The organism is Corynebacterium freneyi (genome assembly GCF_030408835.1).
Classification (GTDB): Bacteria; Actinomycetota; Actinomycetes; order Mycobacteriales; family Mycobacteriaceae; genus Corynebacterium; species Corynebacterium freneyi.
In genome coordinates this window covers 1,967,294-1,983,855 of sequence record NZ_CP047357.1, presented here as the reverse complement: position 1 = coordinate 1,983,855, position 16,562 = coordinate 1,967,294, and the positions used below count along the sequence as shown (strand labels likewise).

Annotated in this window: 12 protein-coding genes; 6 read left to right on the top strand and 6 right to left on the bottom strand. The window is 68.7% G+C overall.

The window, feature by feature from the left end:
* Window positions 1–79: 79 nt before the first annotated feature.
* Entirely contained in the window at window positions 80–289 is a 210-nt protein-coding gene (locus tag CFREN_RS08775) for an SPOR domain-containing protein (protein WP_209652487.1), read from the top strand.
* A 78-nt stretch (window positions 290–367) separates the two neighbouring features.
* Here the strand turns inward: CFREN_RS08775 and CFREN_RS08770 are convergent, their stop codons facing one another.
* Together CFREN_RS08770 and panB are read right to left on the bottom strand one after the other, a co-directional pair.
* On the bottom strand, window positions 368–2,440 hold the full coding sequence (locus CFREN_RS08770) for a CYTH and CHAD domain-containing protein (protein ID WP_209652489.1): 2,073 nt from the start codon (window positions 2,438–2,440) through the stop codon (window positions 368–370).
* Window positions 2,441–2,567: 127 nt separating this feature from the next.
* On the bottom strand, window positions 2,568–3,377 hold the full coding sequence (gene panB / locus CFREN_RS08765; protein ID WP_070519540.1) for a 3-methyl-2-oxobutanoate hydroxymethyltransferase: 810 nt from the start codon (window positions 3,375–3,377) through the stop codon (window positions 2,568–2,570).
* Between the two features lie 64 nt (window positions 3,378–3,441).
* On the opposite strand from panB, the gene glnA reads away from it, so the two are divergent.
* Window positions 3,442–4,782, top strand: coding sequence for a type I glutamate--ammonia ligase (gene glnA / locus CFREN_RS08760; RefSeq protein ID WP_070519542.1), 1,341 nt, complete (start codon window positions 3,442–3,444; stop codon window positions 4,780–4,782).
* Between the two features lie 120 nt (window positions 4,783–4,902).
* Window positions 4,903–8,088, top strand: a complete 3,186-nt coding sequence (locus CFREN_RS08755) for a bifunctional [glutamine synthetase] adenylyltransferase/[glutamine synthetase]-adenylyl-L-tyrosine phosphorylase (protein ID WP_209652491.1) — start codon at window positions 4,903–4,905, stop codon at window positions 8,086–8,088.
* An 81-nt stretch (window positions 8,089–8,169) separates the two neighbouring features.
* On the opposite strand, the gene CFREN_RS08750 is transcribed toward CFREN_RS08755, so the two are convergent.
* On the bottom strand, window positions 8,170–8,466 hold the full coding sequence (locus tag CFREN_RS08750) for a hypothetical protein (RefSeq protein ID WP_209652493.1): 297 nt from the start codon (window positions 8,464–8,466) through the stop codon (window positions 8,170–8,172).
* Between the two features lie 367 nt (window positions 8,467–8,833).
* On the opposite strand from CFREN_RS08750, the gene CFREN_RS08745 reads away from it, so the two are divergent.
* The gene (locus CFREN_RS08745; RefSeq protein WP_209652495.1) at window positions 8,834–11,338 is read left to right on the top strand and encodes a hypothetical protein; all 2,505 of its coding nucleotides are present in this window, start codon (window positions 8,834–8,836) and stop codon (window positions 11,336–11,338) included.
* Between the two features lie 55 nt (window positions 11,339–11,393).
* On the opposite strand, the gene CFREN_RS08740 is transcribed toward CFREN_RS08745, so the two are convergent.
* Window positions 11,394–11,936, bottom strand: coding sequence for an NADPH-dependent FMN reductase (locus CFREN_RS08740; protein WP_209652497.1), 543 nt, complete (start codon window positions 11,934–11,936; stop codon window positions 11,394–11,396).
* 182 nt (window positions 11,937–12,118) lie between these two features.
* A complete protein-coding gene (gene glsA / locus CFREN_RS08735) occupies window positions 12,119–13,534 on the bottom strand; it encodes a glutaminase A (protein WP_209652499.1) in 1,416 nt (471 codons plus the stop codon).
* A gap of 119 nt (window positions 13,535–13,653) precedes the next feature.
* Here glsA and CFREN_RS08730 point away from each other — a divergent pair, with 119 nt between their 5' ends.
* The gene (locus tag CFREN_RS08730; RefSeq protein WP_224370055.1) at window positions 13,654–14,292 is read left to right on the top strand and encodes an Rv1352/Rv1906c domain-containing protein; all 639 of its coding nucleotides are present in this window, start codon (window positions 13,654–13,656) and stop codon (window positions 14,290–14,292) included.
* Between the two features lie 72 nt (window positions 14,293–14,364).
* Here the strand turns inward: CFREN_RS08730 and CFREN_RS08725 are convergent, their stop codons facing one another.
* Window positions 14,365–15,678, bottom strand: coding sequence for an MFS transporter (locus tag CFREN_RS08725; protein WP_209652501.1), 1,314 nt, complete (start codon window positions 15,676–15,678; stop codon window positions 14,365–14,367).
* A 43-nt stretch (window positions 15,679–15,721) separates the two neighbouring features.
* Here CFREN_RS08725 and CFREN_RS08720 point away from each other — a divergent pair, with 43 nt between their 5' ends.
* Window positions 15,722–16,498: an AAA family ATPase gene (locus CFREN_RS08720; protein WP_209652503.1), complete on the top strand. Its 777-nt coding sequence runs from the start codon at window positions 15,722–15,724 to the stop codon at window positions 16,496–16,498.
* Window positions 16,499–16,562 lie beyond the last annotated feature (64 nt).

Genomic DNA, 16,562 nt, shown 5'->3' with positions numbered 1-16,562 from the left:
TCGTCGCGGATCATGTCCTGAGATAGTACCCGCAGGTAGCCTGGACACAACCTGCCCACGACCGACCCAGGAGGATGACATGGCCGGCGACGACAAGGATTGGTACTACACGCCCTCGACCGGTGAGGTGACCCGCGGCAAGAAGAGCGGGTGGGACGACCGGATGGGCCCCTACGCCTCGGAGGCGGAGGCCCGCGCCGCGATGGAACGCGTCGCCGCCCGCAACCGCGCCGCCGACGATTGGGACGAGGAAGACGACGACTGGGGCAAGCCCCCGGCCGGAGCGTAAGGGCCGTGCTCCGGCGGGCGCGTAGATGCCGCGCCCGCAGTCGGCGCATGGGGGCCGCGCCCGCAGTGGGCGTCGAACCTACTTCTTGCGCTTGGCCTTTTTCTCGGCGTCCTTCGCCGCTTCCTTCGCGGCCTTCTCGCGAGCCTTCTTCATCTTCGATTCGAGCTTGTCGTACGCCTTGAGCACGTCCTCGACGTCGTCGTCGTAGGCCTCCAGCGCCTTCAGGCCGTCCATGCGCTCGATCTGGTACAGCACGCCGTACCCGAAGGTGTCCTGACCGTGCGCGTGGGCGCGGCGGGCCTTCTGCAGCAGGACTTGGCGGGCGGTGCAGGTGTCCTGGAAATCGCCCAGCGACGACTGCAGCGTCTTGCACGCTGCGTACAGCTTCTTGGTGGGCATGCCCGCCGACTGCGCGGCCTCCGCGGAGTAACGCAGCTTCTTGGCGGCCTTGCGCACGTCGTGGAAATGCTCCTCGCGCTCGGCGACCGGGATGGACCGATCATCGCGGCATTCGACGGCCTTGCGGTGGCGCTTCTCGAACTTCGCGAACGCCTTCGACAGATGAATCGCCAGCACCGCGTTGGTCTCGGCGCGCAGCTGCTCCGGCGTCTTCTCGGTTGCCTTCTCCGGCTTCTTCTCCGGGGCCTGCTCGGCGACCTGCTCCGTCGCGGCGTCGCGGGCCTCGGGCTCGTCGTCGCTTTCCGACGGCTCCTCTTCCGACGCACCGGCCTCGTCGCCGGACTCGCCGGAGCCGAACGCGGCGTCGGCGGCATCCGACTCGTCGACGATGCGTCGCGCGGTCTCGTCCGACGACAGCTCATCGTCGTCCTCACGCTCCTCGGCCGCGACGTCGGCGTCGTCAAGCGAAGTAGCGGCACCGTCGGCCGACTCGACCCCGGACTGCTCCGCGGCCTTGCGCTCGGCGGCTTCCTGCTCCGCCTTCTCGGCGTCCTCCGCGGCATTGGGGTTGACCGGCGGATCGGCCAGCAGCTCGTCGAGCTGATCGAGAAGGGTCAGGTACCGGCTCGAATCCAGCGCGGCGACGACGCGACGATGCGCCCGGTCGTAATCGCGGCGAATGTCGGCGACGAGCTCCTCGCGCATCTCGTCGTCGATGACGTCGGCCTCGTCGCGCCCGAGCTGATTCTCGAACCGCTCCGCCACCACCTCCGCGTCGCGCGCCACGCCCAGCACACCCGCCAGCAGCTTCAGCTCCGACTCCATGTGCGGCAACTGATCGCCGACGAGAATGCCGTGGAACGTCTGCATGTGACTGCGCAGCTCACGGGTGGCCACACGCATCTGGTGCACCGAATCCCACTCGTCGCGGCGAACCTTCGGATCCCACTCGACCATCTTCGCCACATTCGCCGCCAGCGCATCGACCACCGCGCGACCCGGCGTGCCCTCCGGCAGATCCGCCGGTGACGGAGGCAGCGGCGCCGCGTCCATCGATGAACCCAGCGCCGTGGCCAACTTCGACGGGCTCTCCGACGGCGTCGCGCCAGCGATGCCCAGCACCGCGCCCAGACGCTCCAACAGCTCCGCGCCCTCCGGCGTGCCGGCGATGTCGCCGATCAGCTCGATCTCCCACTCGCGCCACGACGTCTCCTCGCCGCCCGGAAGCAACGACACCGCCGTGACATGGTCGTCGCAGAACTCGGCGATCGGCTCGCCGGCGGCGTTTTTCAGCGTGGACACGTGGCGCACGTTGTCGACCCGTGCGATCGGGCGCAGCGGATGATCGCGGACGATGGACCGCACCGGGGCGAGCAGCGCATCCGGAACCACGTAGACCGCCTCGGCGCCCTCGCCCTCGGCCAACCCCTCGTCGAGGGCGGCGCCGTACTCCATGCGGCCGGCCTCCGCCGGGGTCTTCAGGTGCCAGCCCTCGTCCGGGCCGCCCAACCGGCGGCGCAGCGTGCGCTTCGCCCGCGTCAGGCGCAGATCCTCGGTGTCGAGATACGTCGCAGACATCTCGCGGACGTCCACCTCGACGTCGGCGACGCCGGGCACGAAATCGAACCCGGGGGCCACCGCCTGCTCGGGCGCGGAGAACTTCACCTCGATCTCGAGGTTTTCGGACGGTGCGGTCCGCTCCTTCGTGCTGCCGGAGACGGTCGTGTCGGGGGTGCTGCCGGAATCGTTCATGCCCTCCATCCTACCCCCGGAAGGAAGGGGTGGGCAGGGCCGTTCATGCCCGGTTCGCGCGTCGGCGGGGTCACCCGCATGCGGGGTGGGCGGCGACCCGGCCGGGCCGTCACCGCAGGGCCTCCGGTCAGCCCTTGAAATCCTTGTCGGCGGGCGGGAAGTCACGGGATTCCACCTGCGCGACGTAATCGCGGGCGCCGCTTTCCAGGATCTCGCCGACCTCGCCGAAGACGGCGGCGAAGGACGGACGGCGGCCGTCGGACGGGACCGCGAAGGCGTCGTGCCACACGAGCACCTGACCGTCGCACTGGTTGCCGGCGCCGATGCCGCACGTCGGAATCGGCGACTCGGCGGTGATCTCCGTGGCCAGCTCCGCCGGGACCATCTCCAGCACGACCGCGTGGGCGCCCGCGTCGGCGACGGCGCGGGCATCGCGGCGCAGCTGCTCGGCGCCCTCGCCCCGGCCCTGGACCTTGAAACCGGACAGGGCGTTGACCGACTGCGGGGTGAAGCCGATGTGGGCCATCACCGGAATTCCGGCGTTGACAAGCGCCCGGATGCGCGGGGCGATGCGCTCGCCGCCCTCGATCTTGATCATGTGGGCACCGGTTTCGCGCATCATGCGCGCCGCGCTGAGCACCGCCTGCTCGTCGGAAGCCTCGTAGACGCCGAAGGGCAGGTCGGCGACGACCAGCGCGTTCGGGGCGCCGCGGACCACGGCGCGGGCCAGGGGGATCAGCTCGTCGAGCGACACCTCGGTGGTGGTGTCGTACCCGTACATGACGTTGGCGGCGGAATCTCCCACCAGGAGAACTTCGACGCCGGCGTTGGAGAACGCGCGGGCCGTGGAGTAGTCGTAGCAGGTCAGCATCGCCCAGGGCCGACCCTCGGCCTTGCGGGCTGCGAGATCGTTCAGGCGCATCTTCCGGGTGCTCATATTCGCCAAGCATGCCACACCGGCGTGCCACACGAACGTCGGTCGCCCGCGTAACTTGGGGAGCATGAATCGCCAACAGGAATTCGTCCTCCGCGCCATCGAGGAGCGCGACATTCGCTTCATCCGCCTGTGGTTCACGGACATTCTCGGGTATCTGAAGTCCGTGGCGGTCGCCCCCGCGGAGTTGGAGGGCGCCTTCGAGGAGGGCATCGGCTTCGACGGCTCGGCCATCGAGGGGTTCTCCCGCGTGTCGGAGTCCGACACCATCGCCCGCCCCGATCCGTCGACCTTCCAGATTCTGCCGTGGCGCCATGATGACCGGGAGCTGCACTCGGCCCGCATGTTCTGCGACATCTCCATGCCCGACGGCCAGGCCAGCTGGGCGGACCCGCGGCACGTCCTGCGTCGCCAGGTGCAGGCTGCGGCGGATCAGGGCTTCACGTCCTACATTCACCCGGAAATCGAGTTCTTCCTCGTCGATTCCCTCGACACCGACGGCCAGCCCCCGGTGCCCACGGACAACGGCGGCTATTTCGACCAGGCCGTCCACGACAAGGCACCGGATTTTCGTCGTCACGCAATCAACGCACTCGAGGCGATGGGCATCCCCGTGGAGTTTTCCCACCACGAAAACGCCCCGGGCCAGCAGGAGATCGACCTGCGCTACGCGGACGCCCTGACGATGGCGGACAACATCATGACGTTCCGCTACCTGATCAAGGAGGTGGCCATGCGCAACGGAGTGCGCGCCACCTTCATGCCCAAGCCGTTCGCCGATCAGCCGGGCAGCGCCATGCACACGCACATTTCCCTGTTCGAGGGCGACGACAACGCCTTCCACGACCCCGATGACGAGCATCAGCTGTCGTCGACGGCGCGCAGCTTCATCGCGGGCATTTTGACGCACGCGCCGGAGATTTCCGCGGTGACCAACCAGTGGGTGAACTCCTACAAGCGCACGGTCTTCGGCGACGAGGCCCCGACGGCGGCGACGTGGGGCCTGGCCAACCGGTCCGCGTTGGTTCGCGTGCCCATGTACTCGCCGGGCAAGGCGGCGTCGCGGCGGGTGGAGATCCGGTCGGTCGATTCGGCCTGCAACCCGTATCTGGCGTATTCCGTCATCCTCGCCGCCGGCATGCGCGGCATCCAGGACGGCTACGAGCTGCCTCCGCAGGCGGAGGACAACATTTCGGAGCTGACCCGCCGCGAGCGGCGCGCCATGGGCTACCGCGACTTGCCGACGTCGCTGGAGGAGGCGCTGCGCGAAATGGAACGGTCCGACCTGGTCGCCGACACCCTCGGCGATCACGTCCACGAGTTCTTCCTGCGCAACAAGTGGCGCGAGTGGCGCGAGTACCAGAGCCAGGTGACGGCCTGGGAGCTGCGCACGAACCTGGACTACTGACCGCTGCAGCACTGGCCGCTGCAGTACGGACTGATGCAGCACCGACCGCTGGACCACTGACCGCGCCGACGGTGAGCGAACCGGACGACGAAACGACGAGCACGACATGGTGATCACGACATGGTGATGAGGAATCGCCCCCGAACGTCCCGGCAGACGGTGCCGACCCCGGCCGCCCTCGGGTTGCCGGACGCCGAGCGGTCGACGGCCGATTTGAGGGAACTGGGCTGGTACGACGAGGACGGCCTGGAGCTGTTGTGGGGCCTGGCCGGCGCCGCCGATCCGGAGCTGGCGCTGACGGCGTTGGTGAGGTTGAAGGAAAAGCTCGACGCCGGCATCGCGTCCGGCGAGTTGCCGGAGTGGGCGTCGTGGTCGGCGCTGGATGCGGCGATGCGCCAGCAGGTGCTCATGCGCACCCGGGTGTTCGCCCTGCTGGGCGCTTCGTCGATGTTGGGCGACCACATGGTGGCGAATCCGACGACGTGGTCGCTGTTGCTGGCGGATCTGCCGACCCGGGCGGACATGTTCCGCGACATGCTCACCTCCGTCGAGGCCACGCCGGAGACCCCGGTGCGCACGGACGAGGAGTCGGTGAAGGAGGCCGCGGAGCTGGAGTACCGGGAGCCGACGGCGTCGTCGCCGGAGTTGGAGGACGCCGGCCTGTACCGGGCGGGGCTGACCGGGCGCGAGGCGGACGTCGCCATGAAGCGGACGTACCGCAACCTGATCATGCGGGTGGCCGCGGCGGACTTGGCGGGCACGTATCCGCGTGGGCCGCGTCGTCCGGGGCAGCCGCCGATCCCGTTCACCCGCGTCACGGGGGCCCTGTCGGATTTGGCGGATGCCGCGCTGACGGCGGCCCTGTCGGTGGCGGTGGCCACGACGTACCCGGATGCCCCGGTGTCGACGCGTCTGGCGGTGTTGGCGATGGGCAAGTGCGGTGCCCGGGAGCTCAATTACATTTCCGACGTCGATGTCATCTTCGTCGCCGAACCGGCCGATGCCCGGGCCACGCGCCTGGCGTCGGAGTTCATTCGGGTGGCGTGCCGCTGTTTCTTCGAGGTCGACGCCGCCCTGCGCCCGGAGGGCAAGTCGGGGGCGTTGGTGCGCACGTTGGACTCGCATCGGGCCTACTACAAGCGGTGGGCGCAGACGTGGGAGTTCCAGGCGCAGCTCAAGGCCCGGCCGATGACGGGCGACTTGGATTTGGGCCGCGAGTACGTCGAGGGGCTTTCGCCGTTGGTGTGGACGGCGTCGCAGCGTGATTCCTTCGTGGAGGACGTGCAGGCGATGCGCGATCGCGTCATCGAGAACGTCCCCGACGAGTTGAAGAACCGCGAGCTGAAGTTGGGTCGCGGCGGCTTGCGCGACGTGGAGTTCGCGGTGCAACTGTTGCAGTTGGTTCATGGGCGTTACGACGAGTCGCTGCGGGTCCTGCCCACCGTGGAGGCTCTGGAGGCTCTGGTGGAGGCCGGCTACGTCGGCCGCGAGGACGGGCGCGTCCTGGTCGAGTGCTACGAGTTCATGCGTCTGTTGGAGCATCGCCTGCAGTTGCAGAAGATGCGGCGGACGCACACGTTGCCGCCGGAGGAGGACGTTTCCGCCCGCCGTTGGTTGGGGCGGGCCGCCGGCGTCACCCCGGCCGGGTCGGAGAATTCCGCCGATGCGTTGGCGAAGCGGATTCGGGCGACGGGGCGGCAGATTCGGACGCTCCACAACAAGTTGTTCTTCCGTCCGCTGCTGAATTCCGTGGTGGAGCAGGACACCGGCACGATGCAGTTGTCGGCAGATGCGGCGAAGCGTCAGTTGGCGGCGCTGGGCTACCTGTATCCGGATCGGGCGTACGACCATTTGTCGGCGTTGGCGTCGGGGACCTCGCGTAAGGCGCGCATTCAGGCGATGTTGTTGCCGACGTTGATGGAGTGGCTGTCGGACACGGCGGAGCCGGACGCCGGTCTGCTCAACTACCGCAAGCTTTCCGATGTGCTGGTGGACAAGACGTGGTTCCTGCGCATGCTTCGCGACGAGGGCGTGGTCGGCGAGCGGTTGATGCACATTTTGGGAACGTCGCCGTACGTGTCCGGTCTGTTGTTGTCGTCGCCGGACACGATCAAGCTTTTCGGCGATGGTGCGGCCGGGCCGAAGCTGTTGGACACCGATCCGGCGACGGTGGGCCGGTCGTTGGTGGCCACCGCGAATCGGCATACGGACCCGGATCGGGCCATCGGCGTGGCCCGGGCGTTGCGGCGCGCTGAGTTGGCGCGCGTTGCGTCGGCCGACCTGTTGGGGTTCATGGACGTCGAGTCCGTGTGCACGTCGTTGTCGCTGGTGTGGGACAACGTGCTCGAGGCGGCGCTGGCCGCCGAGATCCGCGGTTGGTGTGCGCAGCATCCGGATGAGCCGGTGCCGGCGATCGTTTCGGTCATCGGCATGGGCCGTCTCGGCGGCGGCGAGCTGGGGTACGGGTCGGACGCCGACGTGATGTTCGTGTGTGAACCGGCCGTCGGCGACGACGGGGAACCGGTGGCGGATGACAGTGACGCGGTGCGGTGGGCGATCGGCATCTGCGATGCCCTGCGCCGTCGGTTGGCCAAGCCGAGTCAGGACCCGCCGTTGGAGGTGGATCTCGATTTGCGTCCGGAGGGGCGTTCGGGGCCGCCGGTGCGCACGTTGGATTCTTACCTGGCCTATTACGAGCGGTGGGGCGAGACGTGGGAGATCCAGGCGTTGTTGCGTGCGACGTGGATCGCCGGCGACAAGGATTTGGGGGAGAGGTTCCTCCACGGCATCGACCGGTTCCGGTATCCGGAGGGCGGTGCGTCCGAGCAGGTCGTGCGCGACGTGCGCCGCATGAAGGCCCGGGTGGACAACGAGCGTCTGCCGCGAGGGGCGAATCGGCGCACGCACACGAAGTTGGGGTCGGGTGCGTTGACGGACATCGAGTGGACGGTGCAGTTGCTCACCTTCATGCACGCCCATGAGGTGCCGGGGCTGCACAACACGTCGACGTTGCAGTGTCTGCGGGCGCTTGCCGACGACGAGATCCTGTCCGCCGATGATGCCGAGACGTTGCGCACGGCGTGGTTGACGGCGACGAAGGCGCGCAACGCCCTGGTGCTCACCCGCGGCAAGCGAACGGACGAGCTGCCCCAGCCGGGCCCGCAGTTGGCGCAGGTCGCCGGTGCCGCGGGCTGGGATCCGGACGACAACACCGGGTTCATGGAGAACTATCTCCGCGTCACCCGGCACTCCCGCCGCGTGGTCGACCGCGTCTTCTGGGGAGAGGAGAATCCGGCGCACGACTAGGGCGCGTCGAGGCGTCTCGTCGGTGTGTCAGCGCGATGCGACGTCGCGGTTCCGCTTGGCGGGAGCGATTCTCACGTGGTGCTATCGCCGCTGCCCAATACGCCACACCGTGATGACCGCGGCGATGAACACCAGGCCAGTGGTGAATGTGGCGGTGGGTTCACGTGCCCCCGTGGCGTGGAAAAGCTCTCCGGCGGCCAAGGCCCCCAGGGCCACGCCCTGCGCCGCGAGTGCGCGAGGCAGCCTCCGATTGTTGACCCACCGCCGATGGGCGAGGATGGCCATCAATCCGATGGTGATCGCAAAAGCAAATCCGTCCGACCAGCTTAAGGGGCGTGAGATTGTGGCGAGAATCAGAATTCCGAGTGCGGTGGTCAAGCACAGGAACTCGGTTGATTGGATAATATCCTTCAAAACCGGCGTTGAGAATCGGAGAACCGCATTATCTGCATCTTTCTGTCGGTGCAACTTCCCGGCCGACATTAAGCGCTTGGCTCATGTTGTAACACGTTTGGTCGTTCAAAATTCGATTACATTCCGTGAAGCGTGGGTTGGTTCGGCCGAGCACTTCTGCGACACCGTACTCGAATTAAACGCCGTCCTTTGGGAACCGCCGGCCCGTGGGTCCATGTGGTCGTGTTTTCGGAGCGTGTGTGTCCTACCCGGCGTGCCGACGTGGCGATCCCACGCCCCGAAGGGCCGGATGGTTCCCCATCCCGGACCCCGATGGGCCATAATGACCCGAATGGAGAGCAGGGCCGATTACGCAGCCAGCCCCGACTTCGGCGAACACGTCGGACGTCTGGGCGAGGCGGAGCTGCGTCGGCTCCTGCGCGTGGCCTGCCCGGGCAGTCCCACCCCGGTGTCGCGGGCCGAAACCGCCGAACTGCTGATGACGCGGCAGGCCGCCCTGACCGCCGTGTCGGCCGCGACGCCGGATGTGCTGGCCGCGGTGAAGCTGGTGCATGTTCTGGAGGACTCCGCAGCCGTCGACGACATCACCGCCGTCGCGGTGTGGGGTTCCGAGGCGGACTCGATGCCCCACGACGGCGACCATCCGCCGTCGACCGTCCGACTCCCCGCCGCCCGGGCCGACGTCACCGCGTTGATGGGCCGCGCCGAGGATCTGGGTCTGGTGTGGCAGGAACCGGAGGGCGTGTGGAACGTGCCCCCGCACATCTCGGACGTCCTGGTCCAGGACCCGACGATGGCGACGCCCGTGGCGTACGTGTTCGACTTCAACAACCGCTCCGAGCTGCTTCGCAAGATGGAGAACCTCGGGTTGATCTCCGCCGCCGAGCACCGCGCCGCAGCAGCCGCGAAGGGGGCGGCGGAGCTCATCAGCCCCGTCGACGATGAACCGGTCGCCCCGGGCGCTCCGTCGGGTGTCGAGTTGCTCGCCCGGCTGCGCACGTTCCTGTGTTCGCCGCGCCATGTCCGCGCGCTGGTGGACACCGCCCCGGATGCCATCAAGAAGTCGCTTCTGCTGTTCGCCGGCGAGGCCATCTACCTCGACGCCCGCGAGTGGGGCGGACGCCGCGCCGCCGCCGTCGAATGGGCGGTCGAGCATCTGCTGGCGGTGACGTTCGAAGCGGCCGACGACACCACGGGCGGCGAACACGCGCAGCCGGTCGACGCCGCGGGCGCATTCGATTGTCGGCCGGGTTTCGTGCTCAACGCATCGATGATTTCGCCGGTGGCCCTGGCGTTGAAGATGGACCGGTTGCCCCTGCCCACGCCGCACCCGAAGGAGCCGCGTACGGCGTGGACGCCGCCGGAGGCGTACGTCGAAGCGGCGACGTCGGCCGTGGCGGTGGGCACCGCCGTCATGCAGTTGTGGGAGGACGGCGGTTACCTGGGGGCGGGTGCCCTCCACGACTTCCCCGGTTCCGTCGCCGCGTCGGATTTCGCCGCGTCCGTCGGGGCGGATGTGTCCGTGGTCTTCGAGGTGGTGGGCATGCTCGTCGACGCCGGTTTCATGGACCCGGTCACGGGCCAGCCGACGGCGCGATCGGCGCAGAGGTGGTTCTCCGCCGACGCCTCGCGCCGCTGGGCCTGGCTGGTCGCCGGGTGGCTCCGCGGCCCCGACCATTGGGTCGGCGAGAACGCGCAGGAAAGTTGGATGCCCCCTGCCGAGGTGCTGGCCGACGTCGCCAAGCGGGTTCGTCGTGAAGCGGTCGCGCTCGCCGCGGACCTCGACGACGGCATGATGTGGTACCCGTGCTGCATCGACTCGCACCTGAACTGGACGTGCGGCGCCCTGTACGACGGTCTGGATGACATGTGGGGCGGGGTGCTCCACCGGGTCATGGAGGGCATGCGCGCGCTGGGGCTGCTCGTCGACGGTGCCGCCGGGATGCCCGTGCGTGCGGTCATGGCGGCGCTGGGCCACGCCTGGCTGTCGGGGCAGGATCCGCACGTTGACGAAGCGGTGGAGTTGATCGCCGCCGAGGCCGGGGATTTCGTGCCGGTGCAGCGGCGGGCGCAGGTGCGGTTGTACCCGAATTCGCTGCGCGTGGGGCGTCCGCAGTTGGTCGCCGTGGTCCGCGGCGTGCCCGGCCATGATCTCGCGGTGACGATGGATTCCATGGCGCACCGTCGGAAGTGCGGCGCGACGTCGGAGTGGGTGTTCACCGAAGAGTCGCTGGCCGACGCGCTCGACGAGTACGACGGCGACGCCAAGGCGATTGTGGCGGCGGCCCGCGACGTCACCGCGGGGTCCGCGTGGCTGCGGATGCTGCGCATTGAGCTGCGCGGGGTCGCCGAGGGCCTGGAGCTGGAGCCGTTGCTTCCCGACGAGCCCGCCGCCGAGCCGTTCACCGACGATGACGAGACCGATGGCGTCGACGCCGACCGGAGCCGGGATGCCGAGGCGGACGCGATCGACGAGGCCGATGCGGGCCGCGGCGGTGGCGACGCGTTGCGGCAGTCAGCGCAGGAGAACGCGCTTTTCGACGTCATCGGCGTCGATGACGGCGTCGTGGGTGAAAACGGCGTGATCGAACCGCCGTTGTTCGACCTTCCGGGACTGCGCCCGTCGGCGTCGCTGACGGGCGATGACTCGGATCAGCGGGAATCCGGTGCCGCGTCCGGGGGAGGAGCCGGGCCGGGCGCCGAGGGCGCCGCAGAGTCCGCGTCCGACTCCGGGGGCGGGGCCGGGGCCGCCGATGCGACGTACATCGAAGATCCCCTGCGCCGCCCGGATTCCGGCAGCGGTCCGGGCGTGCCCACCCAGCCGCCGCTGTTCTGATAGCGGATCTTCTGCGCCGCGCCGGCGCCCTGCCGCCGACGCCCCCGCCGACGGCCTACTGCCGGCCGTTCAGCGCGGCGATCTCGTCGACGAGTTTCTGCAGGTCGTCGGCCTTGCCCTCCGCCGGGGTGAACCGGCCGCCGGGGAACTCCTCGCCGAGGAAGATGTTCACGGTCGCCTCGGCGTCCTTCATCTTGAGGTTGCCGACGATGTCGCGCCAGTGCTTGATGGACCGCTGGCCGCCGCCGAAGCCGTAGCCGACGAAGCCGGCGGGCTTGTCGTTCCACTCGACGAACAGCAGGTCGACGGCGTTCTTCAACGCGGCCGGGGGAGCGGCGTTGTACTCGGCGGTGACGAACACGTAGGCGTCGCACTCCTTGACGGCCTCGGCCCACTTCACGGTCTTCGGGTCCTCGTACTTGCCGTTGGCCTGGCCCGGGATGGTGGGCTCGCCGAGCAGGTCGAGGTCGAAATCGGCGACCTTCAGGTCCTTGATCTCGACGTCGGTGCGGGCGGAGAGGTTCTCGATGACCCACTCGCCGACGACGGTGCCGACGTTGCCGGGGCGGGTGGTGCCGGTGATGATGCCGAGCTTCATGTGCGGGGTGCTCCTTCAGTAGTTGATGTCATGTCAACTATATTGGTCGCGCTCGCGTCCCACAACGATGCGGCCGTGTGGGATGTGTCACGTCGGCTGCGAGGAGGTGGGCGTCGTCAAGCAAAAAGTCCCGGCACCGGCAATGCGTCGCGGCAGCGAACTGCTTGACGACGAGCCGACACTCATCGCTTGCGGCGCGGATCCGACCGCTTCGCCGAGGCCATCGAGGCGGTCCGGGAACCGGTCTTCTTGCCGCCGGCCTTGCGCGCGTCACGGCGGCGCAACAGCTTGCGGGGCGCGCGGCGTTCCGGTTGATCCGACCGGTACTTGCGGATCTCGGCCTTGTCGACCCAGTGCGGGGTGGCGCAGGCGTCGTGGTCGAGCAGGTCCGCCGGGTCGTGGACGTAGGTGGTGATCTTCTCGCCCGCGGCGGTGAGCAGCTCCTCGAGCAGTTCCTTCGCCTTCGGGGCCAGGGAACGGACCTCGACGAGATCGACGAACAGGTCGGTGCCGGACGCCGCGCCGCGGGTGACCTCCCGGTCGATGGCCTCGTAGGAACAGAAATCGATGTCGCCGTACAGGCGCAGCAGGGTGGTGTCCTGGACGCCGTCGGCGTTGAAGTCGACGACCGCGCGATGACGCAGTGCACCATGCGGCCGACCGGTCACGCGCATCATGTGCAGGCCCAGCTCCGACGAGGCGCGGTGGAAGAACGCGTTGCCGCGCACGGAGTGGCCGTGGTCGTCGAGCGGCGGGGAAAACGACGCCAGGGACAACTCGCCCGGAATGACGCCCAAGAGGCCGCCCGACACGCCCGATTTGGCGGGCACCCCCACCAAGTTCATCCAGTTGCCCGCCGAGTCGTACATGCCCGACGTCGACATCACCGACAGGATCCACTGCACGGTCTCTTCTCGGAAGACCCTCTTGCCCGACAGCGGATGGACGCCGCCGGTGGCCAGCGTGGCGCCGATCGTCGCCAAGTCGCACACGGTGATGTTGATCGCGCACTGTCGGATGTACCCGCTGAACACCTGCAGCGGGTCGCCCGTGATCGTTTCGGTGGAGCGCAGCAGGTTCGCGATGGCTCGGTTGCGGAAGCCGGTGTCGCATTCGGTGCGCCAGACCTCTTCGTCGACGCCGAGTTGCCGTCCGGCCAGCTCGGACAGACCGTCGAGGATGAGGTCGTCGGCGCTGCCGCCGCAATGCTCCCGCAGCAGGCCGTGGACCGTCAGGGCGCCGGCGTTGATCATGGGGTTGACCGGGCGGCCGCTCCTGTCCACGGAGATTTCGTTGAACGCGTCGCCGGAGGGTTCGACGCCGACGCGTTCGAGCACCGCGTCCAACCCCATTTCCTCGATGGCCAGGCCGTAGACCAGGGGTTTCGAGATCGACTGGATGGTGAATTCGTGGTCGATGTCGCCGAAGGCGTAGAGGTCGCCTTCGGGGCTCATCACCGCGGTGGCCCACAGGTCGGGATTGACGTTCGCCAGCGCCGGAATGTAGGCGGCGTTGTCGCCGTCGGTGATGCCGCGGCACTCCTCCGTAAGCCGGTGGAGCGTCTCGCGGAAAGGTGAACGGATGTCAATCGGGGTCATTCCTCACAGAGTACGGGCAAACCCCTGGGGGCCGGGTTAGCGGCACGTCGCGTGTGCCGCCGCGGGCCCGCGCGCTGGGTATTGTCTTCTTGGACCATTTCCCCGATGAAGGGACCCCGATGAACGACTATCGCCCCCAGGCCCACGACGACGTCCCGCAGCCGGGTGAACCGCAGGACGGTTGGTACGCAAACGGCGGCGCCGATCAGCAATACGGGCAGGGCTGGGAAGCACCGGGTGGCGCCACCCAGTACGGATCGGCGCAGTACGGATCGGGTCAGTACGACACCGGCAAACACGGCGACACCGGTTCCAAGACCGCGCTGATCGGCGGAATCGCGCTGGTCGCGGGTCTGTTGCTCGGCGGCGCGCTCGGCTTCGCCGGCGGTTCCTCCTCGTCCACGGAGGCCGCGCCGACGACGGTCACCGAAACCGCCACGGAGACGACCACCGTCGAGTCGACCGTCGAGGTCACCGCGCCTCCGGCGGAGGAGCCCGAGGGCGGCGACGAACCGGGGTCGGCGGGCGCGACGATCCCGGGCGACGGCACGTATCTGGTGGGCACCGACATCGAGCCGGGCACCTACCGCGCCGCGGGCGCGGACTCGTGTTACTGGGCGCGGTTGTCCGGGACGACGGGTGACCTCGATGAGATCATCGTCAACGATTTCGGCTCCGGGCAGATGGTGGTCACCATCGCCGAGTCGGACGTGGCCTTCGAAACCGCGCGCTGCGGCACGTGGGAGAAGGTCTCCTAGCGCCGCCCACTGCACCTCGCCGCGACTGAACCCGCGACGAGTCGGGCGGCTCGCTGCAACTCGCGCAGCCCGCTACAGCTCGTAGTGGGCCTCGCTGCGCCGGTGGCCGCGCCGCCGCAGCGCCATCGACGTCAGCAGGCCGGTCATGCCGATCACCCAGACCGCGCCGATCGCGGTCCACGCGATGCGGAAGTCGGCCCAGTCGTAGACGCCGCCGTCGGCGGAGACGTCGAGGAGCACGCCGACGCCCTGCGCGGCGAGCATGGCGGCGGTGAATCCGCCCATGTTGGACAGTCCGGTGCCGGTGGCCAGCACCCGGCGGTCGACGGCCTCGCGAACGGAATCGAAACCGAGGCCGGAAGCCGACGACAGGGCCGCCATCGCGATGTTCAACGCCACCATCGCGGAGAGTCCACGCGGGGCGTCGGGAAGCAGGAACACCACCCACATGCCCATGAGCAGCACGGAGATGACCACGGTCAGGGTGCCGCGGCGGGCGCCGAAGCGGGCCGACAGCACGCCCATCACCGGCCCGGCGGCGACCGCGGCGATGGTGTTGACCACCAGCACGCCGCCGGCCTGGGTGGGGCTGAGCCCCATGGCCAGCGTCATCAGCGGCATGCCCCACAGCAGGGTGAAGGTGGCCTGGTGCATCAGCCCGACCCAGTGGGTGAAGAAACCCTGCCAGCACACGGGGTGGCGCAGCACGATGCCGAGCATGTCGCGTACGGTCGCGCGCTCCTCCTCGCGTGACGACGGCCCCTCGTCATGCCCGTCATGCCCGTCTGGTTCGGCAGGGGCCGGGGGCACGTCGGCGATGGCGATGGCCGCGGCGATGCCGACGATGGCGATTCCGGAGCCCAATGCAAGGAACGCGGCGACCCAGCCCTGGGCGTGGAGCAGCATGAGGAATGGCACGGCGGAGATGAACTGGCCGATCTGCCCGAGCCCCGCCGTCAGCTGGGTGAACAGCGGGGTGACCTTGAGCGGGAACCATGCGGGCAGCAGACGCATGGCCGACAGGAACGCGCTGGCGTCGCCGGCGCCGATGAGCACGCGGGCGAGGATGGCGATGGGGTACGACGCCGTCAACGCCAGGGTGACCTGGCCGGCCGCCATGACCAGCGCGCCGACGACCATCGTCTTGCGCGCCCCGAATCGGTCGATGGCCAGCCCCACCGGGATCTGCGCCAGCGCGTAGACGCCGACCTGGACGGAGGTGAACACCGCCAGGCGGGACGCGTCGATGTTGAACTGGTCGAGCGCTTCGACGCCGGCGACGCCGAAGGACGTGCGCCCGGTGATCGCCGCCATGTACACCAGTACCGCCGCCGCCCACACGGTCAAGGCTCGGGCGGTGATGCGGGTACGTGGATCGACGGTCATTCCTGGCAGTGTAGGCCCCTTCGCCGCGCGTATCCTCACGGGCATGAAACACCCGGACCGTGCGCCCTACGTCAAGGCGTTGCGCCTCACCGACGTCGACGCCGTGTTCGGGGACGCCGAATCCGATGGCGGCGATGGGTGGGTGTTGGGGCTGCCCGTCGTGAAGCATCTTCGTGACCTGCGGGAACTTCCCCTGCCCACGCCCGTGACACTCATCGCCGGGGACAACGGGATGGGCAAGTCGACTCTGCTGGAGGCGATCGCGGTGCTCGCCGGGTGCAATGCCGACGGCGGCTCGCGGCACATGCGCTACTCGGGGCTCGACGACGCCTCGCCGCTGCACCGTGCAATGGGTCTGGTGCGGCGGGCCAATCCCCCCGATGCGTTTTTCCTGCGGGCCGAAGGGCACCTGCGGATGCTCGAGGAGATCGCGAAGAAGCCGCCGCGTGGGCCGACGTACGGACCGGATGAATTGCACCACCTGTCCCACGGGGAATCGGTGTGGGCGGTGGTGACGCACAGGTTCTCCGATGGGCTGTACCTGCTCGACGAGCCGGAGTCGGGGCTGTCGCCGATGCGGCAGATGGCGCTGCTGGCGCAAATCCACGAGCTGGCGAAGGGCGGGGCGCAGTTCATCATCGCCACGCACTCGCCGATCCTGCTGGCCATCCCCGGGGCGACGATTTTCGAGCTGGGCGAAGACGGCATCGACGTGCCCGCTTGGCGTGATTGCGGCGCGGTGGCGGACATGCGGGAGTTCCTCGAGGCGCCGGAGACGACCGTGGAATACCTGATTTCGCCGGAAACGGACGAGGGCTGATCCGGCCGCACATTGTTGGCGTCGGTTCCCATTTGCAAGTATGCATTTGCGTCATAGGCGGGCC